Annotated in this window: 18 protein-coding genes; 9 read left to right on the top strand and 9 right to left on the bottom strand. The window is 34.1% G+C overall.

Translation table 11 applies throughout. From position 1 onward, the window contains the following. The first annotated feature begins 2 nt into the window (after positions 1–2). Complete coding sequence (locus tag AC4FRF_RS02470) at positions 3–2042, top strand: ATP-binding protein (protein WP_491157863.1); 2040 nt, start codon at positions 3–5, stop codon at positions 2040–2042. A gap of 20 nt (positions 2043–2062) precedes the next feature. Then, the gene (locus AC4FRF_RS02465; protein ID WP_491157862.1) at positions 2063–2752 is read left to right on the top strand and encodes a response regulator; all 690 of its coding nucleotides are present in this window, start codon (positions 2063–2065) and stop codon (positions 2750–2752) included. 66 nt (positions 2753–2818) lie between these two features. On the opposite strand, the gene thiL is transcribed toward AC4FRF_RS02465, so the two are convergent. Next, positions 2819–3868, bottom strand: a complete 1050-nt coding sequence (thiL, locus tag AC4FRF_RS02460; RefSeq protein ID WP_491157861.1) for a thiamine-phosphate kinase — start codon at positions 3866–3868, stop codon at positions 2819–2821. A 198-nt stretch (positions 3869–4066) separates the two neighbouring features. Between thiL and AC4FRF_RS02455 the strand changes: the two genes are divergently transcribed. Next, a complete protein-coding gene (locus tag AC4FRF_RS02455) occupies positions 4067–4549 on the top strand; it encodes a DinB family protein (RefSeq protein WP_491157860.1) in 483 nt (160 codons plus the stop codon). A 70-nt stretch (positions 4550–4619) separates the two neighbouring features. On the opposite strand, the gene AC4FRF_RS02450 is transcribed toward AC4FRF_RS02455, so the two are convergent. Both AC4FRF_RS02450 and lepA read right to left on the bottom strand, forming a co-directional pair. Beyond that, positions 4620–5576 carry a helix-turn-helix transcriptional regulator gene (locus AC4FRF_RS02450; RefSeq protein WP_491157859.1) on the bottom strand — a complete coding sequence of 319 codons (957 nt, stop codon included), beginning with the start codon at positions 5574–5576 and terminating at the stop codon, positions 4620–4622. Between the two features lie 122 nt (positions 5577–5698). Continuing rightward, a complete protein-coding gene (gene lepA, locus AC4FRF_RS02445; RefSeq protein WP_491157858.1) occupies positions 5699–7495 on the bottom strand; it encodes a translation elongation factor 4 in 1797 nt (598 codons plus the stop codon). A 281-nt stretch (positions 7496–7776) separates the two neighbouring features. Between lepA and dusB the strand changes: the two genes are divergently transcribed. Further along, a complete protein-coding gene (dusB, locus tag AC4FRF_RS02440; RefSeq protein WP_491157857.1) occupies positions 7777–8769 on the top strand; it encodes a tRNA dihydrouridine synthase DusB in 993 nt (330 codons plus the stop codon). A gap of 6 nt (positions 8770–8775) precedes the next feature. Here dusB and AC4FRF_RS02435 read toward each other — a convergent pair whose 3' ends face one another. Both AC4FRF_RS02435 and rbfA read right to left on the bottom strand, forming a co-directional pair. After that, on the bottom strand, positions 8776–9975 hold the full coding sequence (locus tag AC4FRF_RS02435; protein ID WP_491157856.1) for an ABC transporter permease: 1200 nt from the start codon (positions 9973–9975) through the stop codon (positions 8776–8778). Positions 9976–9979: 4 nt separating this feature from the next. Next, on the bottom strand, positions 9980–10372 hold the full coding sequence (gene rbfA / locus AC4FRF_RS02430; protein WP_408079962.1) for a 30S ribosome-binding factor RbfA: 393 nt from the start codon (positions 10370–10372) through the stop codon (positions 9980–9982). Between the two features lie 212 nt (positions 10373–10584). Here rbfA and AC4FRF_RS02425 point away from each other — a divergent pair, with 212 nt between their 5' ends. The 3 genes from AC4FRF_RS02425 (at position 10585) to AC4FRF_RS02415 (ending at position 18270) form a co-directional block, all read left to right on the top strand. Continuing rightward, positions 10585–13752, top strand: coding sequence for a UvrD-helicase domain-containing protein (locus AC4FRF_RS02425; RefSeq protein WP_491157855.1), 3168 nt, complete (start codon positions 10585–10587; stop codon positions 13750–13752). A gap of 285 nt (positions 13753–14037) precedes the next feature. Next, positions 14038–15444 carry an OmpA family protein gene (locus AC4FRF_RS02420; RefSeq protein ID WP_491157854.1) on the top strand — a complete coding sequence of 469 codons (1407 nt, stop codon included), beginning with the start codon at positions 14038–14040 and terminating at the stop codon, positions 15442–15444. 63 nt (positions 15445–15507) lie between these two features. Beyond that, positions 15508–18270 carry a PD-(D/E)XK nuclease family protein gene (locus AC4FRF_RS02415; RefSeq protein WP_491157853.1) on the top strand — a complete coding sequence of 921 codons (2763 nt, stop codon included), beginning with the start codon at positions 15508–15510 and terminating at the stop codon, positions 18268–18270. 101 nt (positions 18271–18371) lie between these two features. Here the strand turns inward: AC4FRF_RS02415 and AC4FRF_RS02410 are convergent, their stop codons facing one another. The 4 genes from AC4FRF_RS02410 to AC4FRF_RS02395 form a co-directional block, all read right to left on the bottom strand. Further along, complete coding sequence (locus AC4FRF_RS02410) at positions 18372–19154, bottom strand: alpha/beta fold hydrolase (RefSeq protein ID WP_491157852.1); 783 nt, start codon at positions 19152–19154, stop codon at positions 18372–18374. An 83-nt stretch (positions 19155–19237) separates the two neighbouring features. After that, entirely contained in the window at positions 19238–20038 is an 801-nt protein-coding gene (locus AC4FRF_RS02405) for a TIGR00266 family protein (RefSeq protein WP_491157851.1), read from the bottom strand. Positions 20039–20312: 274 nt separating this feature from the next. After that, positions 20313–21605, bottom strand: a complete 1293-nt coding sequence (locus AC4FRF_RS02400; protein ID WP_491157850.1) for an aminopeptidase P family protein — start codon at positions 21603–21605, stop codon at positions 20313–20315. 250 nt (positions 21606–21855) lie between these two features. Beyond that, the gene (locus AC4FRF_RS02395; RefSeq protein WP_491157849.1) at positions 21856–23217 is read right to left on the bottom strand and encodes a hydroxymethylglutaryl-CoA synthase family protein; all 1362 of its coding nucleotides are present in this window, start codon (positions 23215–23217) and stop codon (positions 21856–21858) included. Between the two features lie 368 nt (positions 23218–23585). Here AC4FRF_RS02395 and AC4FRF_RS02390 point away from each other — a divergent pair, with 368 nt between their 5' ends. Both AC4FRF_RS02390 and AC4FRF_RS02385 read left to right on the top strand, forming a co-directional pair. Continuing rightward, positions 23586–24251 (top strand): succinate dehydrogenase cytochrome b subunit, encoded by a 666-nt coding sequence (locus AC4FRF_RS02390; RefSeq protein ID WP_491157848.1) that lies wholly within the window; start codon positions 23586–23588, stop codon positions 24249–24251. A 12-nt stretch (positions 24252–24263) separates the two neighbouring features. After that, a complete protein-coding gene (locus AC4FRF_RS02385) occupies positions 24264–26264 on the top strand; it encodes a fumarate reductase/succinate dehydrogenase flavoprotein subunit (protein ID WP_491157846.1) in 2001 nt (666 codons plus the stop codon). The last annotated feature ends 68 nt before the right edge of the window (positions 26265–26332 follow it).

Genomic DNA, 26332 nt, shown 5'->3' with positions numbered 1-26332 from the left:
TATTGAAAACAATTAGGATAAAATGGTTTTTTTTGATGTTGTTTGTTTTTTTTGGGTGTACCCCCAAAAAATCAGATACACAAATAATTGGTACTATAAATGATAGTCTTTCATCTTATTTTTCACAAGCTAATGATTTTAATCTATCAAGAGCTAAAAGGCAAGAATATGTAGAAAAAGCGCAAAAGATAGTGCTAGAGCAAGAAAATGATTCTTTGAACAGGGTTAATCTTTTTAAAGTTGCCAATCGATATTTTAATTTAAATAATTGGAAGGCATATAAGAAAACGGTTGATTTGGTTTTAGAGAACTCTGAAAAATCAAATGATACAGTTAGTATCGCTAAGGCTTATGGCTATTTAGGTGATTATTATCGTGTCAGATTAGTTTCTGACTCTTCTTTTTTATTTTATTATAGAGCTGAAAAGCTATATGTTGATCAAGAGGGGAGTAAAACACAACTTGTTAAGATACTTATTAATAAGGTAAGTTTATTGTTTAGAGTTGGAGATTTTATTGGTGGTGAAAAAGAAGCTTTTAAGGTTTTAAGACTTATAAATGGAGAAACTAGTCAAGAATATAAAGAAATATATTATGATGCCTATAATTTATTAGGTTTAGTATATAATGGTATGGGAGATTATGCGAATGCTATTAATTATCATGAAAAAGCTTTGAAAGTTCTTGAAGATAATGATATTGGTGCTAAAAGTCAAACTATGGCTATCTCATATTTAAATTTGGGTTTGGTTTATATGAATTTAAAGAATTATGAAAAAGCCAAAATTTATTTTCAAAAAGGAATTAAATATCAGTTAGTTGATATTCAAGATCCTAGTGTATATGCAATGCTCTTAGATAATTTAGGCTATTGTAAATTTAAACTTAACGAAAAAGATGGGCTTCCTGATCTATTTTATGAGTCGATGAAAATTGGTAATGGTTTAAAAAAATCTTCAGGTAGTTTTGTGAATTTAATTCACTTATCGGAATATTATGAATCAAAAAATGATAGGGTTAAGGCTTTAGATTTTGCCAATCAGGCATTAGCATTCGTTCGTAAAACGAATGAAAGACATGATATTTTAGTGGCTTTAAAGCATATTGCGACTATTGAACCCCAAAAATCATCTGTATATACGAAAGAGTATATTCGTATTAATGAAGATTTACAAAAAGAAGAACGAAAAATAGGAGAGAAGTTTTCAAGAATAGAATATGAAACAGATCAGATAAAAGATGAGAATTCAGATTTAGAAACCAAGAACCGAAAGCTAGTTTATTTTTTTAGTGGTTTGACAATTTTGGGGCTTTTTATATATATCATTAAATCGCAAAAAGCTAAAAATAGAGAGTTGCTATACAAACAACAACAGCAAAAAGCGAATGAGGATATTTATAACTTAATGATTTCTCAACAAAATACAATTGAAGCGAATAGGGTTCAGGAGAAAAAACGGGTGGCTCAAGAGTTGCATGATGGTGTCTTGGGTAGGATGTTTGGTGTTAGAATGAACTTAGAAGGTTTGAATCAATTTAATGATGATTTAGCCGTTACTCAACGTCATGAGTATTTGGCCGAATTAAAAAATATTGAACAAGATATTCGTGAAATTTCACATGATTTGAATAGAGAAAAATCAGAATTAATTAATAACTTCGTCGCTATTGTTGATAATCTTTTTGAAGAACAGAGAAAAACATTTCAATCAAAATTATTTTCTAGTATTGATTCCAATATTAAATGGGATTTAGCGGTAAACTCGGTGAAAATTAATTTATATCGAATTATTCAAGAATCACTACAAAACATTAACAAATATGCTAATGCTGAAACCATAAAGGTTGATTTGAAGAAAGAGAATAATAATATTGTATTGACAGTAACAGATAATGGTATTGGTTTTAATGTCAATCTCAAAAAGAAAGGAATTGGCTTGCAAAACATGATTTCGCGAGTAAAAGAATGTCATGGGGAATTTAATGTAAAATCTAAAATTGGAGAAGGAACAACAATAACAGTTACTATTCCTATAGAATAATATAATACCTAATAGAGCAAATGACAATTGAAACTGCTGGGACTAAGTTAAAAAAGAACATCTTAATTGTTGATGATCATCCTTTTATTATTCAAGGATATAAAAATGCTATTACAAGGTATCATCCAAATGATTATGATTTTGTAATTTCTGAAGCTAAAGATTGTGAATCAGCTTATTCTTTGATTACTAATACTGATTCTTTAGTTTTTGATATCGCATTTCTAGATATTAGTATGCCTGCTTTTGAGGAAAAAGAATTATATTCTGGAGAAGATTTAGCCAAACTAATTTTGCAATACATGCCTAATTGCAAGATTATTATGTTAACTATGTTTACAGAGTTTTTAAAGTTAAAAACTTTGATTAATAATGTAAATCCCAGAGGATTGGTTATAAAAAATGATTTAACATTTGATGAGTTATTAAGTGCTTTTGATAAGGTAATTAATAATGAATTATATTACAGTAAGTCTATACTTGAGATGTTAGAATCCCACGATAATTCAATAGAAATAGACTTATTTGATAAACAAATATTATTTCATTTGTCTAAAGGAACTGCTATGCAGGATATAACCCAATTTGTGCCAATATCTTTGCACGCTATAGAAACCCGTAAAAATAATCTTAAAACACTTCTTGAAGTAGAGGAAGGAGAAGATAGTGATCTTGTAAAAGCAGCTAAAAATAAAGGCTTAATTTTTTAAATATAAGCATAAATAACATAAAAAAGTCTCGTTTTTGGAACGAGACTTTTTATTATACTAAAAATTTTATTCTTGACTTAAGGCATTCCAACCTCTTGCTTTCAAAGGAATTTTAGTATTGGCACGAGTAACCAGATGAATTCCTTCAGCCTCTTCTGTCATGTGACCAATGATAGAGAAATTTGGGTTTCCTTTTATTTTGTCAAAATCCTCAATAGGAATCGTAAACAATAATTCGTAATCTTCACCTCCATTGATGGCAACAGTGGTACTGTCAATATTAAATTCTTCGCAAACATTGATGAATTGAGGATCTAGCGGTAACTTGTCTTCATATAAATTACAACCTACTTTAGATTGTTTACATATATGAATAATTTCTGACGATAATCCATCCGAAATATCAATCATTGAAGTTGGTTTTATTTCTAAAGCGTGCAATAAGGTGCGAACATCTTTTCTAGCTTCTGGTTTTAATTGGCGTTCAATTAAGTAAGTATATAATTCTAAATCTGGTTGCGAATTGGGATTTACCTGAAAAACTTGTTTTTCTCTTTCTAAAACCTGTAATCCCATATAGGCTGCACCAATATCACCAGTAACTACTAATAAATCAGTTGATTTTGCCCCATTTCTATATACAATTTCTTCTTCATCGGCTTCACCTAAAACAGTAATGCTGATGATTAATCCTTTTTGAGAAGAAGTAGTATCACCACCAATAACATCTACTTTGTATTCATTGGCTGCTAATGTTATTCCTTGAAATAATTCTTCTAAGGCTTCTAAAGGAAAGCGATTTGAAACGGCAATGGAAACCGTTATTTGAGTTGCTTTGGCATTCATGGCGCAAATGTCAGACACATTAGAAACAACGGCTTTATAACCTAAATGTTTTAAAGGCATGTAAGCCAAATCAAAATGCACTCCTTCAACCATAATGTCAGTAGAAACAACTACTTTTTTGTCTTTGAAATCTAAAACTGCCGCATCATCTCCAATTCCTTTTAAGGTAGAAGCTTGGTTGATTTCAAAATGTTTGGTAAGATGTTCAATCAATCCAAATTCGCCCAATTGAGCAATGCTTGTACGTTGTGGGTTTTTATCTTCAATCATAGTTTGTAAGTTTCAAAGCAGCAAAGATACAATCCCGAAGCTTCGGGAGCAAAGGTTTTGGCTAATTAAAAGCAATCTATTTGATGATGTAGATTTTACTTTTTAATAAATTTTTGAAAAATTAAAATCCTACTGACAAACTGTTGTCACCAGGCGTATTTACTTTTGAAGAAATAAAAATATAAAACTTTTAAAATTATGAAAACATTAGCTGCACAAGTAATTACTCCTGAAGATTTATTAAAACATTGGCAAGGACATCGTGCTTTAACACGTCGAGTAATTGAATTATTTCCTGAGAAAGATTTCTTTGAATTTTCTATTGGCGGAATGCGTCCTTTTTCTAAAATGATTGATGAACTTTTAGCCATTGCTGCTCCCGCACTTAAGGGAATAGTAAATAGGGATGTACAACCTTATAATGAAGAAGGGGCAGAAAAGTTAATTTTTAAAGCCCAATATTTGGAAAAATGGGACGAAGCTACTGCCGAAATTAATCAATATTGGAGCCAATTATCAATAGAGGATTTTAATGAAACCTTCAATTTGTTTGGACAATATGAATTTCCAATTATACAAAATATTTTATATTTTGTTGATAATGAAATTCACCATAGAGGTCAGGGTTATGTGTATTTGAGAGCCTTAAATATTGAACCTCCTTTTTTCTGGGAAAGATAAAATTTGATGTTACCATTAAGAGATTAAGATAGATTAAATTTAAATTTTCTTAATTTCTTAATGGTTCGTTTTATAAAAGCCGTTGTTTGTTGAGTTCTAATAATTCCAGAATTCGGATTTTTAATCTTTCGGGTTCAAGTATTGTGGCATAATCTCCAAACATTAGAAACCAACGCGCAAAACCATTTTCAATATCACGACACATAAAAGTCATTTCAATTTCGTCTTCGATTTCTTTCTCAGAAATATAGCCGTGATATTTTTGTTCGAAAGCTAAATATTTGGCTATTTTTTTTTCAACTAGAATTCGGACTTTAGTTGTTGGAGTGTTTTTGTTTGTATCTAGGTAAGTTTCTAATGCATCATGTTCCAGTGAAAATGCGACTTTTGTTTTTTTAATTTCGTGAACTCTATCGGTTCGAAATTGCCTGTAATCCTTCCGTAAATGGCAATAACCTAAAAAGTACCAATTGTTATTGTCGTGGAAAACACCAACGGGTTCAATATTTCGTACTGTAATTCCGTCCGATTGAATCGCTTCATAAGAAAGAATAACTTGAGTTTTTTCGGCAATACTTTCAAATAGAATTGCTAGTGTATTGGGCGATTTGTCATTAAAAAGTTTTTCTTCCGATTGCATCACAACGTTTGATTCAATGTTTGAAATCCAATCTTTATCATCGCTTCGCAACACTGATTTTAGTTTGTACATTGCCGAAGCATAATGATTTCCTAGCGTTTCATCAGTGAATTTTTGCATTAGTTTTTCGGCAGCAATAAAGCTACTGGCTTCTTCCCGGGTAAACATGACAGGTGGCAATCGGTACCCTTTCATTAAAGCATAACCCACGCCAGCTTCACTGTAAATGGGAACTCCCGAAGCTTCCAATGTGCGAATATCACGATAAATAGTGCGTAAACTCACTTCAAAACGATCTGCTAATTCCTGTGCTTTTACAATCTTTTTGGATTGCAACTGAATCAAAATAGCAACAATGCGGTCAAATCGTTTTGGGGTTTCGTCCATTTTTTGGAGGTTCTGAGTTTGAAAGGTACTAAGTTACTAAGTTTAGTGTGTAAACAAAAAAACCTGACAATTTTCATCGTCAGGTTTTCTCTTTATTCTTGCTTCTTTTCTCTAAAAAAGATTTAATCATTCAATTTTAAGACAGCCATAAACGCCTCTTGTGGAATCTCAACATTTCCTACCTGACGCATACGTTTTTTACCTTTTTTCTGTTTTTCTAATAATTTACGTTTACGCGAAATATCTCCACCGTAACATTTTGCCGTTACGTCTTTACGAAGTGCTTTGATGGTTTCACGGGCAATGATTTTAGCACCAATGGAAGCCTGAATAGGAATTTCAAATTGTTGTCTAGGAATCAATTCGCGTAACTTCTCACACATTTTTTTACCAATAGTATAGGCGTTATCAGCGTGAATAAGTGCTGAAAGTGCGTCTAATTGATTGGCATTTAGTAAAATATCCATTTTGACTAATTTAGACTCTCTCATTCCAATCGGTGAATAATCAAAAGAAGCATAACCTTTAGAAACCGTTTTTAATCGGTCGTAGAAATCAAATACAATTTCGGCTAAAGGCATATCAAAATTCAATTCAACTCGTTCAGTAGTTAAATAAGTTTGGTTAGTAATTATACCACGTTTTTCAATACATAAACTCATTACGTTGCCCACGAAGTCAGCTTTAGTAATGATAGTTGCTTTAATGTATGGTTCTTCTACGCGGTCTAATTTTGTTGCTTCGGGTAAGTCGCTAGGATTGTTTACAACAATGGCAGTATCTGGTTCTTTTTTGGTGTAAGCCAAATACGAAACGTTAGGAACTGTAGTGATTACCGTCATGTTGAACTCGCGCTCTAATCGCTCCTGAATAATTTCCATGTGTAACATTCCTAAAAATCCACAACGGAAACCAAAACCTAAGGCAGCCGAACTTTCTGGTGCAAATACTAAGGAAGCATCATTTAATTGTAATTTTTCCATCGAAGCACGTAAATCTTCAAAGTCCTCGGTGTCAACAGGGTAAATACCGGCAAATACCATTGGTTTTACATCCTCAAAACCAGTAATCATATTGGTAGTTGGAACTTTAGCGTCAGTAATAGTATCACCTACTTTTACTTCTTTAGCTTCTTTAATTCCAGAAATTAAATACCCAACATCTCCTGTTGAGATGACATTTTTAGGAACTTGGTTTAATTTCAATGTTCCTACTTCGTCAGCAAAATATTCATTGCCAGTAGCCATGAATTTGATTTTTTGCCCTTTTTTAATTTCTCCGTTTACCACACGGAAAATAACTTCAATTCCACGGAATGGATTGTAGTGAGAGTCAAAAATCAATGCTTGTAATGGTTCTTCTTTATTTCCTGATGGTGGTGGAATTTTTTCGATAATAGCAGCTAAAATATTTTCAACACCAAAACCGGTTTTACCTGATGCATGAATAATATCCTCCAGTTTACAACCTAACAAATCAATGATATCATCACTAACTTCTTCTGGATTTGCTGATGGTAAATCAACTTTATTCAAAACCGGAATAATTTCTAAGTCGTTTTCTAAAGCCAAATATAAGTTGGAAATGGTTTGTGCTTGAATGCTCTGCGCAGCATCTACAATTAACAAAGCGCCTTCGCAGGCAGCAATAGAACGGGAAACTTCATAAGAGAAATCCACGTGTCCCGGAGTGTCAATCAGGTTTAGGATGTAATCCTCACCTTTATATTTATATTCCATCTGAATGGCGTGACTTTTAATCGTAATCCCACGCTCGCGTTCCAAATCCATGTTGTCCAAAAGCTGTGCTTTTTCTTCACGAGCCGTAACGGTTTGCGTAGCTGCCAATAATCGGTCAGCCAACGTACTTTTTCCGTGGTCAATATGAGCAATAATGCAAAAATTTCTAATGTGCTTCATTTGTTCTTTGTGTCAATTTTTTATGTCTTGCTTGTTTGGGCGTTTCCCTTCGGGTCGGGCTTTTCGCTCTATCTTTTATTCCATTTCATTCCATAAAAGGATGCCGCTGCACTCCCTAACGCACTCCCGAAAAAACAAGGCAATTAATCTGCAAATATACGCTAAATTCTATAGCTTCAAAGCGTATATTTAGTAAACTAATTGCTTAACTAATAAGTCTTTCCTAATTGTTCTTTTATCATTTCGTTTAAAAAACGTAATTTTGCAGCAAATTTGAGAAGATGATTAAGATTGGCAACATAGAATTACCTGATTTTCCACTATTATTAGCGCCTATGGAGGACGTGAGCGATCCGCCATTTCGTCGTTTGTGTAAGATGCATGGAGCTGATATGATGTATTCTGAATTTATTTCTTCGGAAGGCCTAATTCGTGATGCTATTAAAAGCCGTATGAAACTCGATATCTTTGATTACGAACGACCTGTTGGAATCCAAATTTTTGGAGGTGATGAAGAAGCTATGGCGCTTTCGTCTAAAATTGTCACTACCGTAAATCCTGATTTAATTGATATCAACTTTGGTTGTCCGGTTAAAAAAGTGGTTTGCAAAGGTGCCGGTGCTGGAGTTTTGAAAGATGTGGATTTAATGGTGCGTTTGACAAAAGCAGTGATTGATAGTACAAATCTTCCGGTAACAGTAAAAACCCGATTGGGCTGGGATGACAATTCAATAAATATTGACGAAGTAGCAGAACGTTTGCAGGATATTGGGGTGGCTGCTTTAAGTATTCATGCCAGAACCCGTGCTCAAATGTATAAAGGCCATTCGGACTGGTCACATATTGCAAGAGTAAAAAATAACCCGAGAATTACGATGCCGATTTTTGGTAATGGCGATATTGATACACCTGAAAAGGCATTGGAATATAAGAATAAATACGGCATTGATGGTATAATGATAGGTCGTGCTGCTATTGGATACCCTTGGATTTTTAATGAAATCAAGCATTATTTTAAAACCGGAGAACATTTGGCTAAACCTACTGTTGCCGACAGAGTAGAAGCAGTACGTAATCACTTGACTTGGGCAATGGACTGGAAAGGCGAACGATTAGGAATTGTAGAAACCCGTCCGCATTATACTAATTATTTTAAAGGAATTCATTCGTTTAAAACCTATAAACAAAAACTGGTGACTCTGGATCATCCAGAGGAATTGTTTGCAGTTTTGGATGAAATTAATGAAGCGTATTCAGGTTACGAAGTGGTATAAGATTTCTTATTCTAATAACTTCTCACTCACACGGCTACTCGCAATTAATGAGGCGATAAAGCCAAGGAAAACGATTGTTGCCATTACTATTAGCACATTTTCTATCGAAAAAACAACCGGATAAGCTAAGGTTGGCGTAATCATAATAAGTTGGAAATGCTGTTGTATCAATACAATTATGATTCCTAATGCGAGTCCTATAAGTCCGCCAAAAAAGCTTAATAAAGTCCCTTGTAATAAAAATATTTTGCGCAAGTTCTTGATTTCGACACCTAGATTAAACAAGGTTTTCAAGTTGCTTTTTTTGTCTAAAACCATCATAATAAGTGCTCCAATAAGGTTAAAAAGAGCCACGATTATCACCAAAGTAAAAATAAGATATACCGCTATATTTTCGGTGTTGAGCATCTTGTATAAAGACTCGTTGAGTTGCGCTCTGTTTTTTACGGTTACTTTTCCTTTAAAAATACTGTTGAGTTTTTGAATAATAGTATTTTCGTCGGCATTGGGTTTTTCTTTCAATTCAATACCTGAAACCTGATTGCCTTTGTATTCTAATAATTCTTGCGCCAGACCTAAATCGGCAAAAACATATTTGGAATCTAAATCTTCATTGATGGCATAAATACCTACAGGAAATATTTCATGCTGATTGAAAGCCTGTTCGGCATTTTCAATAGTTCCGGTGCCAGCTTTTGGGACTAAAACCTCCAAATGCTTATTGAAATCCATTAGGCCTAAAGATAATTTTTGAACTAAACCAAAACCTACAACCACCTGATAAGTATTTTCTTCAAGCCATTGTCCGTTGTAAATAATTTTTTTAGTGTTGTTGACTTTACTGTAGTTTGGATCAACTCCTTTTAAATAAGTAACCTCCTGTTTATTGTCAAAGGTAAATAAAACCCGTTCTTCAATAATTTTGGAAAAAGCTGCAACACCCTCAATTTTTCTGATTTCGTTTTCCTGTTCCGGAGTGACAAAAAAAGATTTTCCTATGGTACTTGAAATTTTTAAGTCAGGGTCAATGTTGTTGCTGAAAGAAAGACTAAAAACTTTTAATCCGCTAAAAACCGACAGTACCACAAACAAAGCCATGGCACCCACAATGATTCCCATACTCGCAATGCGATTAATAATGTTGATGGCATTATTTTTACTATTGCTACGAATGTAACGTTTGGCTATGTATAGCGGAAAATTCAAATGCTTAAAATTGTCTTCTTTTGTCTAATAAGTCTCTGTTTTCAATTGGATTTTCCTGGTTTTTCAAGGCATTATCTATTTTTTCTATATAATCCAATGAGTCATCTATAAAGAAAACTAAATTAGGAACTCTGCGCAATTGCTTACGCACTCTTTGTGCTAAGTCATGCTTAATCAATGGAGTATTCGATTTTATTCCTTCTAATGTTTCCTGTGCTTTTTCCTGTGGAAAAATACTCAAATATACTGTAGCCACAGATAAATCGGATGTTACCGAAACTTTGGATACCGAAATAACCAAATTGCTAACGCCATTTTTTCTCACTTCACCTTGCAGAATATCCACCAAATCTTTTTGGATAACTCCGCCTATTTTTTTCTGTCTGTTTGTTTCCATAGTGCAAAAATACTACTTTTAAAGATTAAATAAGCAATTTTATAATTTCTGATTTTCAGGAGCTGTTTCCCGCTATTCGTTTCAATCTTTTCTTGTCTCAAAAAAAAGAGACAGGAAAAGGATTTTCACTGCTATCGGGGCTAGGGCATATTTAAAGTTAGTAGTTTCATTCTAAAATTAAAAAATCGTTAATCAGCAATCAAAAATCCAAAATGCAAAGACACTCTTTTTCAATTTATGACGCATCAGCAGGTTCCGGTAAAACCTATACTCTGGTCAAAGAATATTTAAAAATCATTCTTACTTCTCCAAAAAATGATGCCTATCGTAATATTTTAGCTATCACTTTTACCAATAAAGCGGTACACGAAATGAAAAGCCGGATTGTGGGGAGTTTGTCTGAATTTGCTAAGGATGAACCTTCTAAAAAAGCACTGGATTTAATGCTGGATTTAGTTCATGATACTAAAGATTGGGAAACTAAATTATCTCTTGTTCAAATTAAAATCAAATCGCAGCAAATTATCAAGCATATTATTCATAATTATGCCGCTTTTGATATTTCAACCATTGATAAATTTACACATAAAGTCATTCGTGCTTTTGCTCACGATTTAAATTTACCCATGACTTTTGAAGTGACACTGGACACCGAAAATTTATTAGCAGAAGCGGTTGATGCCATTATTGCTCAGGCTGGTGAAGACGAAACCTTGACTGATTTACTCATTGATTTCACAATGGAAAAAACCGATGATGACAAATCCTGGGATATTTCCAGAGAAATTCTGGAAACAGGAAAGTTGGTTCTAAATGAAAACAATCGAAATGAAATTACACAATTTCATGATAAATCCATCGCTGAATTTGTTGAAATAAAAAAGAAGTTAATTGCAGTTTCTAAAGATTTAGAAAAAAAAAATGCGGCTTTGGCTGAAAATGCTTTATTACAAATTGAAAATAACGGAATTGATTTGAAATCGTTTTCCCGAGGTACTTTTCCGAATCATTTGGCAAGTATTCGAGACGAAAAATACAATCCAAAAAATAAAAAGTTTTATGAATTTGATGATATTGCCATCAATAAAACAGCAAAAGATCGTGCGTTAATTGAAAATTTGATTCCAGAGTTGTTGCAAATTTTAGCAACCATTTATAAGAATTTCGAAAAAAGAGATTTTTACAAAGCCTTTCTGAAAAACATCACGCCCCTTTCACTTTTGAATACGGTGAGTAATGAGTTGGCTAAAATTCAGGAAGAGCAAAATGTGCTTTCTATTTCGGAATTTAATACCATAATTCATCGCGAAATTCAAAATCAGCCTGCTCCTTTTATATATGAACGATTGGGAGAAAGATACCGCCACTTTTTTATAGATGAATTTCAGGATACTTCAGAGATGCAATGGCAAAACCTGATTCCGCTTATTGATAATGCACTTTCCGGTCAGGACGATTATGGAAACAAAGGAACATTAATGATTGTGGGCGATCCCAAACAATCTATTTATCGATGGCGTGGTGGAAAAGCGGAGCAGTTTATCGAACTAAGTAAAGACAATAATCCGTTCAATAATCCGGATAAAAATATTGAGCATTTAGATACCAATTATCGTTCGTATTCGGAAGTAATCGAATTCAATAATGATTTTTTTAAATTAATTTCAGCTGAATTCGAAAATGCAGATTACAAAGATTTATATGAAAATCACAGTCACCAACATTTCAATTCCAAAAAAGGAGGTTATGTAAATATTTCTTTTATCCCTAAAATAGAAGCTGCAGAAGCAGACGAAGAAGCATTGGATAAAACGGAATTGTATGTTTTAGCCACTTTAAATACCATTCAGAAAGTTTTACAAGAAGGTTTTGAATACAAAGATATTGTGATTCTGACACGTAAAAGAGATCAGGGAATTGCAGTGGCTAATTATTTGACTGAGCAGGGAATTCCTTTGTTGTCATCAGAAACATTGATGATTCAAAACGCAACCGAAGTTCGCCTAATCATTTGTCTTTTGAAATACCTTAAAAACAATGCCGATTTAGAATCAAAAGCTTATTTCTTGTATTATGTTGCGGTAAATGTTCAGGATCAATTAGCTGTTCATGATTTTATAGCCAAAGGAATGGAGCAAAAACAAGAAAAAGATTTTGAACAGTGGTTGTTGAGTTTTGACATTTCGCTTTCGTTTCAGAACATTCGAAAAAAGTCTTTATACGAAGCGGTAGAGATTATTGTATCAAAATTTCTTTCGAATATCAATCAAAAAGGGAATGCTTATGTTCAGTATTTTTTAGATATAGTACTGGAACGTGACGTGCGAAATCAGGCGGGAATTGCTGATTTTCTTGATTTTTGGGATAAAAATGGTGCTAAATACAGTATTCCGTCGCCTGAAGGAAATAATGCTGTGCGAATTATGACCATACATAAATCAAAAGGTTTGGAGTTTCCGGTGGTAATTATGCCTTTTGCAGAAGAAGATTACAGCAGAAAACCAAAAGATAAATTATGGTTGGATGTTGAAGATATGGAAATGCCTAAGGCTTTAATTGATAATAGCAGTGCTATAGAGGGATTTGGAGAAGATGCAAAGGCTATATACGATGAAAAAAAACAAGAAGAATTATTAGATAATATAAATGTTCTTTATGTGGCTTTAACGCGTGCGGAAGAACAATTATTTGTAATTTCTAATATGAATTTATCCAGTAAAGGAGAAATTAAGAAGAATGATATGTCATCTTTTTTTGTGAATTTTTTGCAAAATAAAGGAATGTTTGAAGAAGAAAAATTAGAATATAGTTTTGGAGATAAAGCAAAAATTTCATCGGTATCAAAACATGTTGATGCATCTAAAGTGATAGGTGTTGTAAGTGATGCTCTGAATCCTAAAAACATAAAAATTGCTCAGAGAGAAGCGCTTATGTGGGGGACTCATCAGCAAGAATCAATTGAATATGGTAATGTGGTACATGAGATTCTATCTTTTGTTAAAACAAAGAATGATGTTGCTTTTGCAATAGATAAAGCTCTCGAAAGTGGTTTGATAAATTTGGAACAAAAAGATTTAGTTCAAGAGACAATTTGTAAGATAGTTCATCATGCTGCCTTGGAAATGTTTTTTGTGGAGGGAAATGAAGTATTGAATGAACAAACCATTATTCAGAAAGAAGGAAAGACTGTGAAGCCAGACAGGATGGTGTTTACAGAAGACAAAAAGGTGTTTTTATTGGATTATAAAACAGGAGTTCATAATGCGAAATATCAGAAACAGTTAGAAAATTATCAACTTGCAATTGAATCAATGAGCTTTAAAGTAGTGCAAAAATCATTAGTTTATATAGGTGAGGAAGTAGAAATTGTTGATTTTTAATACAATTTTACGTAAGAAAATGTTTTCAATATAGGTTTTTTGATGATATGTTTGTTGTAATATTTTCAATAAATAATAAACTTTGTTTTTTTTGAAATTACGGAATGCCTTTTCAGAACTAGGTTTTTTTAAGGTTTTATTATGTTAACTCTTAGTTTTTATGTGTTTATGAGTGTTAAAGTCACTAGTGTATAGTGTTTTTTTTTTAACATTCTATTTTGTAGTTAAAAAATTACGCGTTACTTTTGTGAATAATTAACTAAATTGTAATTAAAATTTTTAAGTATGAAACATCTTAACAAACTTTTTGTTGCTGTAATGATGGCTATGGGAATTAGTTCTCAAGCACAGGACAGTAACAACCCATGGGCAATTGAATTTGGGGTAAATGCCGTAGACTTTAGAACTAGTGCAGGTGGACCAGGTGGATGGTTAGACGATCATTTCTCTCAACCATTTGATGTGAAAAATAACTGGAATATTCTTCCTTCTGTATCTTACTTGAGCGTATCACGTTATGTTGGAAGTAATTTTTCTGTATCTCTTCAAGGTTCAGTTAACAAAATTGACAAATTAGTAATGTGGGATGGTAATCCAGCTCAAGATCATTATGTTATTAATCCAGGAGATTTAATGTATTATGGAATTGATGGTAAAGTGAAATATAGTTTCATGAACCTAATCAAATCTAAAGTTATTGATCCAAGTTTACACTTAGGTGGAGGTTATACTTTTTTCGGAGATAGTAGTTTTGGAACAGTTAATGCTGGTGCTGGTTTGACTTTCTGGTTTACAGAAAATGTTGGATTATCTCTTGCAACTACTTATAAAAAAGCATTTGGAACTAGTGATCCTTTAGTTCGTTCTCATGCTCAACACACAGCTGGAATCGTTTTCAAATTTGGAGGAAAAGATACTGATGGTGATGGTGTTTACGATAAAGATGACGCTTGTCCAGAAGTTGCTGGTTTAAAACAATTCAACGGTTGTCCTGATACTGATGGAGACGGAATTATTGACTCAGAAGATGCTTGTCCAGAAGTTGCAGGTTTAGCATCATTAAAAGGATGTCCAGATGCTGACGGTGACGGAGTTACTGATGCTGAGGATGCTTGTCCTAATGTAGCTGGTTTAGCTTCTTTAAAAGGATGTCCAGATGCTGATAAAGATGGAGTAGCTGATAAAGATGACAAATGTCCAAATGTTGCAGGTCCTAAAGAAAATGCAGGATGCCCTTGGCCAGATACTGATAAAGATGGTGTAGCTGATAAAGATGATGCTTGTCCAGAAGTTGCTGGTCCAGCTAGTAACAAAGGATGTCCAGAAGTGACTCAAGAAGCTATGGATCAATTAAAATCTCAAGCTAGATTTATTTATTTCAACTCTGGAAAATCTACTTTCAAAACTGCTGATGTACCTAAGAGATTAGATGCTATGGCTGCTTTGCTTAAAAATTATCCTAACTCTGAGTTCTTAATTGAAGGACACACTGATAGCGATGGTTCTGATGCATTTAACCAAAAACTTTCTGAGGCTAGAGCTGCTGTTGTTAAAGACGCATTACTAGATAGAGGAATTTCTTCTAGCAAATTGAAATCAGTAGGATATGGTGAGTCTATGCCAATTGCTACTAACAAAACTGCTGCTGGTAAAGCATTAAACAGAAGAACTGAAGTGAAATTAATCAAATAATTTCTTTCTAAATAATTATTGAAAAACGCCCTGTTTATCGGGGCGTTTTTTTATTTTTATGCTATGACAAATAGTACCTTTTTAGATAAAATAGCGGAGCTTTTAATTGAAAAATATTCAGATAGGCTGGTAGATACTATAGTAGTTTTACCGAATAAAAGAGCTAAGATTTTTTTAATCGAAGCATTAAAAAAACAAGTTTCTACTAATATCCTGGCTCCTGAAATTATTAGCATTGAAGATTTTATCCAAGATATTGCAAGTATTCGTACCGTTGATCCAATAGAATTGTTATTTGAGTTCTATGAAGTGTATTTATCTGTTACCGATAAATCCAATCAACAGTCTTTTGAATTGTTTGCTAATTGGGCCAAAACGCTTTTACAAGACTTTAATGAAATTGATCGTTATTTATTAGATCCAACACATGTGTTGTCTTACTTAAAGGATATTGAGGATATTAAAAAATGGGGGATCGAAGTAGAGCATAAAACCCCTTTACTAGAAAAGTATATTGACTTCTGGAAATTACTGCCCTTATATTATCAATCTTTATACGCTCATTTACTTCAAAAAGGAATTGGTTATCAAGGTTTAATTTACCGTGAAGCCGTTGAAAATCTAAATCATTTTTCCAATTCAATAAAAAATAAACAGTTTGTTTTTGCGGGATTTAATGCTTTGAACGCTTCCGAAGAAAAAATTATTCAGCATTTGATTGCCAATGACCAAGCCAAAATTTATTGGGATGCCGATCAAACATTTTTGAATGATCCCTATCATGATGCGGCTTTGTTCTTACGTAGATTCAAACAAAGCTGGAAACATTATAAAACCAATCCTTTTGAATGGATAGTAGATGATTTTTCCCAATCTAAGAATATTCAAATTATTGGTACGCCCAAAAGTATTGGTCAAGCCAAAATTTCAGGGAGTATTATTGAAAAAATTATTGAAGATAATCCTTCAACTACCTTGGATAAGGTCGCAATTGTTCTTGGTGAAGAAAATCTTTTAGTGCCACTTTTGTATTCACTGCCATCCACTGTTGGAGCTTTGAATATTACGATGGGTTATTCTAGTAAAAACAATCCTGCGCAGATTTTGATTGCCAAATTGTTTAAAATGCATACGAATGCTTTGTCCAGAAAGTCTAGTAGTTATGTGTTGTATTACAAGGATGTTTTGGATATTTTGACACATCCATTGGTGGAGCCTTATGCTAAAACTGCTGATTTGGTCAATATCATCAATAAAAACAATTATACTTTTATTAGCCATCATAAATTGCTGGAGTTGAATCAAAATCCGAGTGATTTGTTTTTATTGTTATTCCAAAAATGGGACAATGGTTCTGTTGCGGTTTTACAGTCTGTTTCGAAATTATTATTGACTATCAAAGAAAATTTGAGCAATGATAATGAAGAAGAGAAAATTACCAAAGCCTTTGTTTTTGCTATTTTCAAAGTGATTAATAAGCTGATTAACTATTATTCGCAACACCAACATATTGATAAAATAGAAACCTTGCATGCTATTTACAAACAAGTGATTGATTTGGCTGAGGTATCTTTTGAAGGGGAACCGCTAAATGGTTTGCAAATTATGGGAGTTTTAGAAAGTCGTGTTTTGGATTTTGATACGGTGATTGTGACTTCTATGAATGAAGGAAAATTTCCAGCGGGTAAATCGCAAAATTCCTTTATTCCTTATGATGTAAAACGCGAATTAGGTTTGCCTACTTTCAAAGAAAAAGATGCCATTTACACCTATCACTTTTACCATTTGTTGCAACGGGCCAAAAATATTTATTTGCTATATAATACCGAAAGTGAAGGTTTAGACGCTGGTGAAAAAAGCCGTTTTATCACGCAATTGGAAGTCGAAAAACAACCCAAACATATTCTAACCCACGAAATATACAACGCGGTTTTGCCTGAAACAGCATATACGCCAATGGTCATAAAAAAATCGGCAGCGGTAATGGAACGATTGAAAGTGATTGCCGGGGAAGGATTTTCTCCATCTGCTTTAACGAGTTATATCAGGAATCCAATACAGTTTTATTTCCAAAAAATATTACGCATTCGGGAAGTAGAAGAAGTTGAGGAGAATATTGCTTTGAATACTTTGGGAACCATTATTCACGAAACATTAAAAACCTTATACGAACCTTTTATTGGTAGATTTATTTCTGAGGCAGCTATCGAAAATGCCTTTAAGGAGATTGATGCGGAGGTTTTAAAGCAATTCAAGATTGTTTACAAAGAAGGCGAAATTAAAAAAGGGAGGAATTTGTTGGCTTTTGAAGTAGCCAAACGCAATGTATCTAATTTCTTGAAAGTGGAATTAGAAAGTATCAAAGCAGGTGATGTGATTAAAATTATTGCGCTTGAACAAACCTACGGTAGAACTTTAACGCATCCTTCATTACCATTTCCGGTATTAATCAAAGGAAATGTGGATAGAATCGAAGAGCGCAACGGCATCATTCGAATTATTGATTATAAAACAGGAAAGGTTGAGAAAGCAACAGTGTGTCTGAAATCTTGGGAAGGTTTGACTCAGGAGCTTAAAAACGACAAAATTATTCAAGTTTTAGCCTATGCGTTCATGTACGAACAAGAAGCTGCCGGAAAATCCATTGAAGCAGGAATTATTTCGTTTAAAAATCTGAAATTAGGTTTTTTGCCTTTTAATTTTAAAGAAGATAAAGACGTACAGCAAATTATTAATTCAGAAATAATGACGAATTATTTGGAGCAAATTGTTTTGTTGTTGCAAGAGATTCTAGATGAAACGATACCGTTTAAGGAAAAGGTTTAACCGCAAAGATTATTGAGCTTTCGCAAAGAACACAAAGTTTTTGAAAAAAATCTGTTTTTAATATGTGTAATCTGTGGTTAAATTTTTTTTATAAGAATGCGCTAAACCTTCTTAAAAAAGTCCAGCAAAACTTTAGTTAATTCGGTTTCGTTTTCGATGGCGCTCATGTGACCGTCGGGGAAGGTTACGAGTTGGACATCGGTTTCTTCAATTTGTTCCAAGTTTTCTTCGTAATTCAAAACAGGATCTTTTTGACCCAAAATCAACATTTTTGGATAAGGCGTAAGGTGTAGAATTACTTCTCTGTCCATGCGGATTTTCATGCCTTCCAATGAAGCTACAATTCCTTGCAATGGTGTTTTTAAAGCTTCTTTTTTGACCCATTCGATTTGGTCTTTCAGCCGTTCGCGATTTTCTTCACTGAACAAATTAGCAATCGAGAGCGAAATAAAATTAGAAAAAGATTGTTTCACGGCTTTAATAGCACGATCCCGATTTAATTTTCTTTCTTCGCTATCAGCTCGCGAAGTGGAATTCAGTAAAACCAATCCTTTTACATTGTCAGGGTACAATTCGGCGAAAGCCAAAGCGACATATCCGCCCATTGAATGTCCAACCAAAACTGCTTTACGGATGCGTAATTCACTTAAAACGGCGTGAACGGCATCGGCATTGTCTTCCATGCTGTGTACATAACCCATGCATTCCGTTGCGCCATGACCTAATAAATCGATAGTGATAACACGGTATTTTTTAGAAAATTCAGGAACAAAAGCATGCCACATGTTTTGGTTTTCCAAAAAACCATGCAGTAAGACAACAGCAGTTCCTTTGCCAGAATCAGTATACGAAATGCGGGTGTTTTTAAAAAGAATGGATTTCAAGGGAGGATGCTTTTATGAGGCAAAAATAAAGTTTTTTATTTTTAAACCTAACAGCTTTTCAAAAGCTGTTAGGTTTTTTGTTGTTAAAACCGATTATCTCCGTCTAATAAGTTTCCTAATCCGCCCAGTAAACTTCCTTCACCACGACTGTCACCGCCTGCTTTTGGTGCAGAGGCAATGATTCTGTCGGCTAATCGGCTAAAAGGAAGGGATTGTATGTACACGGTTCCTGGGCCACGAAGTGTGGCATAGAATAGGCCTTCGCCTCCAAATATTGAATTTCTAATGCCGCCAATGAATTCAATATCATAATCGATATCTTGTGTAAATCCAATGATACAACCCGTGTCAACTTTTAGGATTTCGCCGGCTTTTAATTCTTTCTTGGCCATGGTTCCTCCGGAGTGAACAAAAGCCATTCCGTCACCTTCAATTTTTTGCATGATGAAACCTTCGCCGCCAAAGAGTCCGCGACCTAATTTTTTAGAGAATTCGATTCCCACTGCAACGCCTTTGGCAGCGCATAAAAAGGAACTTTTTTGGCAGATGAATTTTCCGTTGAATTGGGTTAAATCAATTGGCAGGATTTTTCCTGGATAAGGTGAGGCAAAAGATACTTTGGCTTTGCCATAATTTTGATTAATAAAGGCAGTCATAAAAAGACTTTCACCAGTAAGAACTCTTTTTCCGGCACTGAGCAATTTGCCAAAAATTCCCGATTGTTCCTGAGAACCATCCCCAAAAATAGTTTGCATCTGGATATTATTGTCCATCATCATAAAGCTGCCTGCTTCGGCAATGACAATTTCTTGTGGGTCGAGTTCGATTTCGACATATTGCATTTCTTCTCCAAAAATTTGGTAATCTATTTCGTGTGCTTGCATTGTGGTAGTTGTTGATTAATGAAGGTTAAAGTTACAAAAAAGCAGTTTATTTCTGTTGTATTTAATTTGCACAAGGGATAAGAGCGGCATCCTTTTATGAAGCGATAGCGAAATAAAAGATATAGCGGATAGCCCGACCCGAAGGGATGTGCCATAATTATTGTTTAATCGTTAGTAGGTTATTTGTTTAATCGAATTTTGACACAAAAAACGGCTCACATTACTGCAAGCCGTTTCGTTTTATTTATGTTAACTGATTACTGATCACTGCAAACTAGCTATTCATCAAACTCTCGATTTCCTCGACTTCAATTGGAATGTTTTTCATCAAATTGAAAGGTTCTCCTTTTTCCTGAATAACCACATCGTCCTCAATACGAATACCAAAACCTTCGGCTGGAATGTAAATTCCTGGTTCAACAGTGAAAACCATATTGGCTTGCATCGGTTCGGTTAAAATTCCGTAATCGTGGGTGTCGAGTCCCATGTGGTGCGAAGTACCGTGCATGAAATATTTTTTATACGCTGGCCATTCGGGATTTTCATTTTGCACATCGGCTTTGTCTAAAAGTCCTAATCCAAGTAGTTCAGATGTCATGATTTTGCCTACTTCAATATGGTATTGTTTCCAATTTGTTCCTGGAGTCAGCATTTTGGTAGCCTCATTTTTTACTCGTAAAACTGCATTGTAAACCGCTTTTTGTCTTTCGGAATATCGACCTGAAACCGGAATGGTTCGGGTTAAATCGCTGGAATAATTAGCATATTCTGCAGCAACGTCCAGTAATATTAAATCACCTTCTTTGCATTGTTGGTTGTTTTCGATATAATGCAACACATTAGCGTTGTTTCCCGAAGCAATAATTGGGGTGTAAGCAAAACCTTTGGAACGATTGCGAATGAATTCGTGAATCAATTCAGCTTCGATTTCGTATTCCGTTACATTAGGTTTTACAAATGACAATAAACGACGGAAACCAAGTTCGGTAATGTTACAAGCCTGTTGAATCAAATCGATTTCTTCGCTTTCTTTTACAGAACGCAGGCGTTGTAAAATTGGATTGCTTTTGGCAACTGTATGTGCGGGATATTTTTCTTTCCACCATTTTACAAAACGTGTTTCGCGGGTTTCGGTTTCCACTTTAGAGCGGTAATGTTCGTTGGTATTGATGTAAATAGTGTCTGAATACGTCATTAATTCAAACAATATTTTTTCGAAATCTTGTAACCAATACACGGTTTTGATACCTGAAACTTCAAAAGCACGTTCTTTGGTTAGTTTTTCTCCTTCCCAAATAGCAATCAATTCGCTGGTTTCTTTTAGGAAAAGCATTTCTTTCTGATGCTCGTAAGGTGCATCTGGAAAAAGCAACAAAATACTCTCTTCCTGATCAATTCCGCTTAAATAAAAAATATCGCGGTGTTGTGCAAACGGCAAAGTACTGTCGGCACTAACGGGATAAATATCATTAGAATTAAAAACAGCAACACTATTAGGCTTCATTTGAGCGGTAAACTTGCTGCGATTCTTTATAAATAAATGGCGATCAATCTGATGGTATTTCATTTGAAAAAATTTTGAAATACAAATCTAAACAATCCAATTTAAAAACACTAAAGAGTAGTTTTAATAGTTGTAAATGCGGTTAAAAATATTAACCGCAGAGTTTTTAAAGGTTTTTCGCAAAGTTCACAAAGATGGCTCACAGATTGTACGGATGCAACGGATAGTCACTAATTTTTTTAAAATTTGAGGATTAAAAAAATAATTAGTGAATTCGTGGCAAAAAAATCTGTGTTTTCTGCGATGTACTTTTTTAATCAATCCATTTGTAATAACGCGCACCAATTAGATTTGGATTTTCGTTTTCAATTCGGTCTAAAACCCATTCTTTTTTTGGCGTTTGTATGCTTTGTTTCTGTTCTTTTTTGTGTAGTTTTTCGTAAGTATCAAAGTCAATTTCGAAACTTTGAGCTAAGGTTTCAAAAAGTTTTGTGTTTGCCATTGCCAATTTCCATTCGTCCTGAATTACTCCTTCAAACACTTTAGATTTTGAACCACTACCATAAGCTAAGAACCCAAAAGTGTTACCTGAGATTTCTTTGTTTGTATCATAAAAATGAGCCAAAGTAGAAAGGAATCCCATGAAGATAGAGCCTGTATATAGGTTTCCAATTAATGAAGAAGCTAATTCGGCAGGCATTAATTTTTCTTCAACAAAGTTTTTGTATTCAGCTGTTTTGCTTGTTTCTTTTAGTTTTGGTTGGTATTCCGCCGGAGTTTCATTTCCAGAAATAATCGAATTTTCTGCATCCAAAGCATAGATTTCAGATAACATTCTGCGACCTTGGAAAGAATAAGGCAAATGCATGATAATACTGTTCCAAGATTGGTATAAAGTGGTTGTGGTTTCTTTTAATTTTTTGAAAGAGAAGTACGCATTACGAGTTCTGTCCATGTAACACTGATTCGAATATTGTCCGTCAAAAACAGGTTGGTCTTTGTGGATTTCGATTTCGGCTTCCAGATTGTCAAACCAATTTTCGTTGTTAGTATTTCCGGTTATTGTTTCTTTTGAAACTGTTCTGAAAGGTTTGAAAAAGTCAAAAACGCCTTTAGTATTGGTTGCCCAATGATTTTCGAAAGCAATAATTCTTGGGTTTGCAGTAATTAATAATGCCATAGCTCCAGCGCCTTGCGTATATTCGCCGGTAGAATTCAAATCGTATTTGGCAATATCAGTGGTCACTACAATGGCTTTTTTATTTGGGTTTAATCGAATGTAATCAAGACAGTTTTGCATGGCATCTACTCCGCCAATACAGGCAAAAGTAAAATCGACTACATCACATTCAGCTAAATTGTTTTCACCAAATTTTTGTTCCATTAAATCTACAAGGAAAGAACCAATCGGTTTTGCGTTATCAATAGCGCTTTCGGTTCCGACATAAATACGGGCAATTTCGTTTAGGTTGATTGCATTGTCTTGAATTAATTTGGTCAATGCATTGGCAGCAAAAACTACGCTATCTTGATGGGTATCGGGCAAAGTCATTTTGATTAATCCTAAGCCTTTTTCTAATTTTTCAGCTTCTATGTTTCTGGCTTCTGCCAATGTTTTTATGGGTAAATGTAGTTTGGCTACATCAAAAGATATTGCGTCGATTCCTGTTTTCATTTTCATTTTTTTTGAATTTGCAAAGATAAAATCCCCCTTTGAAAATGCTGTTTCTTTAACTACACAAAATAGTCTGATTTTGTGTTTTTGTTGATTTTAATGTAAAATATTATAAAAATTATTAAATGTGTATTTTTTAAGCTTTTAAATGCAGATAATTAATTGTTTTTTTGTAGTAATTTTTCACATTATTTTTTGTTTTCGTATGTTATTTTATTGATAATCAATGCTTTATTTTTTTTTTATTGAAAACGATTGTAGTTCTGATGTAAAACTTTATAATCTTTCTAAATAAGAACGAAAAGGTTGTAGTTCGTTGCTAATTACTTTATTTTTGTGTACTTTTTTAAATTATATTCTAAAATATTATGGCAAAATCTGGATTATTGAAATCGTCAATAGCAAAAAAAGTAGCTATGGCACTTTCAGGACTTTTTTTGATGTTGTTTCTAGCACAGCATTTTTTTATTAATATGATGTCAGTGTTTAGTGCTGATGTTTTTAATTCGATTTCTCATTTCATGGGAACCAATCCTTTGATTCAGTTTGTTATTCAACCTATTCTTATTGTAGGGGTTGTTTTTCACTTCATCATGGGATTTGTTTTGGATATTCAAAACAAAAAAGCAAGACCAGTAGGTTATGCTAGTTACAATGGAGCAGCAAATGCAAGTTGGGCGTCACGTAACATGATTATTTCAGGTTCAGTTATTTTAGCTTTCTTAGCATTACACTTTTATGATTTCTGGTTTCCAGAGATGATTTATAAGTATGTAGAATTCAATCCTGCAGATGAGACCAGATATTTTCCTGAATTAGTAGAGAAATTTGAAAATCCAGTACGTACAGCTTTGTATAGCTTGTCTTTTATATTGTTGTCTTTACACTTACGTCACGGATTTAGTTCTTCTTTTCAATCAGTAGGAGCAAATAATAAATACACAAAAGGGATGAAGAATTTTGGATTATGGTTTTCTGTAGTCGTTCCTTTAGGATTCGTATTTATTGCATTATTTCATCATTTCAATCATTAATATTCAATTATAATGGCATTAGATTCAAAAATTCCAAATGGTCCAATTGCGGACAAATGGACAAATTATAAAGATCATATTAATTTAGTAAACCCGGCTAACAAACGTAATTTAGATATTATTGTTGTTGGAACAGGATTAGCTGGAGGTTCTGCAGCTGCTACTTTAGCAGAATTAGGATATAACGTAAAAGCATTTTGTTTCCAAGATTCACCACGTCGTGCACACTCTATTGCTGCACAAGGGGGAATCAACGCTGCAAAAAATTATAAAGGTGACGGTGACTCAGTTTACAGATTATTCTACGATACTGTAAAAGGAGGAGATTACCGTGCTCGTGAGGCAAACGTACACCGTTTGGCTGAAGTTTCATCAAATATTATTGACCAATGTGTGGCTCAAGGGGTGCCATTGGCTCGTGAATACGGTGGATTATTAGACAACCGTTCTTTTGGGGGAACTTTGGTTTCTCGTACATTTTATGCGCAAGGTCAAACAGGACAACAATTATTGTTAGGAGCTTATTCGGCAATGAACCGTCAAATTGGTCGTGGAAAAATTAAAATGTACAACCGTCATGAAATGCTAGAATTAGTAATTATTGATGGAAAAGCAAGAGGAATTATCGCTCGTAACCTGATTACAGGTGAAATTGAAAGACATTCAGCTCACGCTGTTGTTATTGCTTCTGGAGGATACGGAAACGTTTTCTTCTTGTCAACTAACGCAATGGGTTCTAATGCTACTGCAGCATGGAAAATTCACAAAAAAGGAGCTTTCTTTGCAAACCCTTGTTATACTCAAATTCACCCAACTTGTATTCCAGTTTCAGGAGATCACCAATCCAAATTAACGTTGATGTCTGAGTCGCTTCGTAATGACGGACGTATCTGGGTTCCTGCAAAATTAGAAGATGCACAAGCTATTCGTGAAGGAAAGAAAAAAGCAACTGATATTGCTGAAGCAGACAGAGATTATTTCTTAGAAAGAAGATATCCTGCTTTTGGTAACTTAGTGCCTCGTGACGTAGCATCTCGTGCTGCTAAAGAAAGATGTGATGCCGGTTTTGGCGTGAACAAAACAGGAGAAGCTGTTTACTTGGATTTTGCAGCTGCAATTCAACGATACGGAAAAGAGCAAGCTCACGTAAAAGGATTAGACGAAAATGATAAACAATTAGTAACTAAATTAGGTACTGATATCGTTAGAAGTAAATATGGGAACTTATTCCAAATGTATTACAAAATTGTTGATGAGGATCCATACACTTCACCAATGATGATTTACCCTGCGGTTCACTATACTATGGGTGGAACATGGGTTGATTATAATCTGATGACTACAATTCCGGGTTGTTTCTCTATTGGAGAGTCTAACTTCTCTGATCACGGAGCGAACCGTTTAGGAGCTTCTGCTTTGATGCAAGGTTTGGCTGATGGATACTTTGTATTGCCTTATACGATTGGAGATTATTTGGCACCAGATATCAAAATGGGACCTATCTCTACAGATCGACCTGAGTTTGAGGCTGCTGAAAATGGAGTAAAAGAATTGATTGCTAAATTTATGAATAATAAAGGAACGCATTCAGTAGACCATTTCCACAAAAAATTAGGTAAAATTATGTGGGATAAGGTAGGTATGGCTCGTAACGAGAAAGGATTAAACGAGGCTATCGTTGAAATCGCTGCTTTACGTGAAGAGTTTTATAAAGATGTAAGAGTACCTGGAACTGATAAAGGATTCAATCAAGAATTAGAAAAAGCAATTCGTGTTGCTGATTTCTTAGAATTAGGAGAATTGTTTGCGAAAGATGCTTTACACCGTAACGAATCTTGTGGTGGTCACTTCCGTGAGGAATACCAAACAGAAGAAGGAGAAGCATTGCGTGATGATGAGAACTTTGCATACGTTGCTGCTTGGGAATACAAAGGAAAGCCAAGTGATGCGGTATTACACAAAGAGCCTCTAGTTTACGAAAACATTAAATTAGTTCAAAGAAGTTACAAATAGAATTTTGTCAAAAGTCGAAAGTCAAAAGTCTTAAAGTAAAGGCTTTCGACTTTTGATTTTAAGACTTT

This window comes from Flavobacterium sp. ST-158, assembly GCF_058309975.1.
This window is presented reverse-complemented; position numbering and strand designations above follow the sequence as displayed.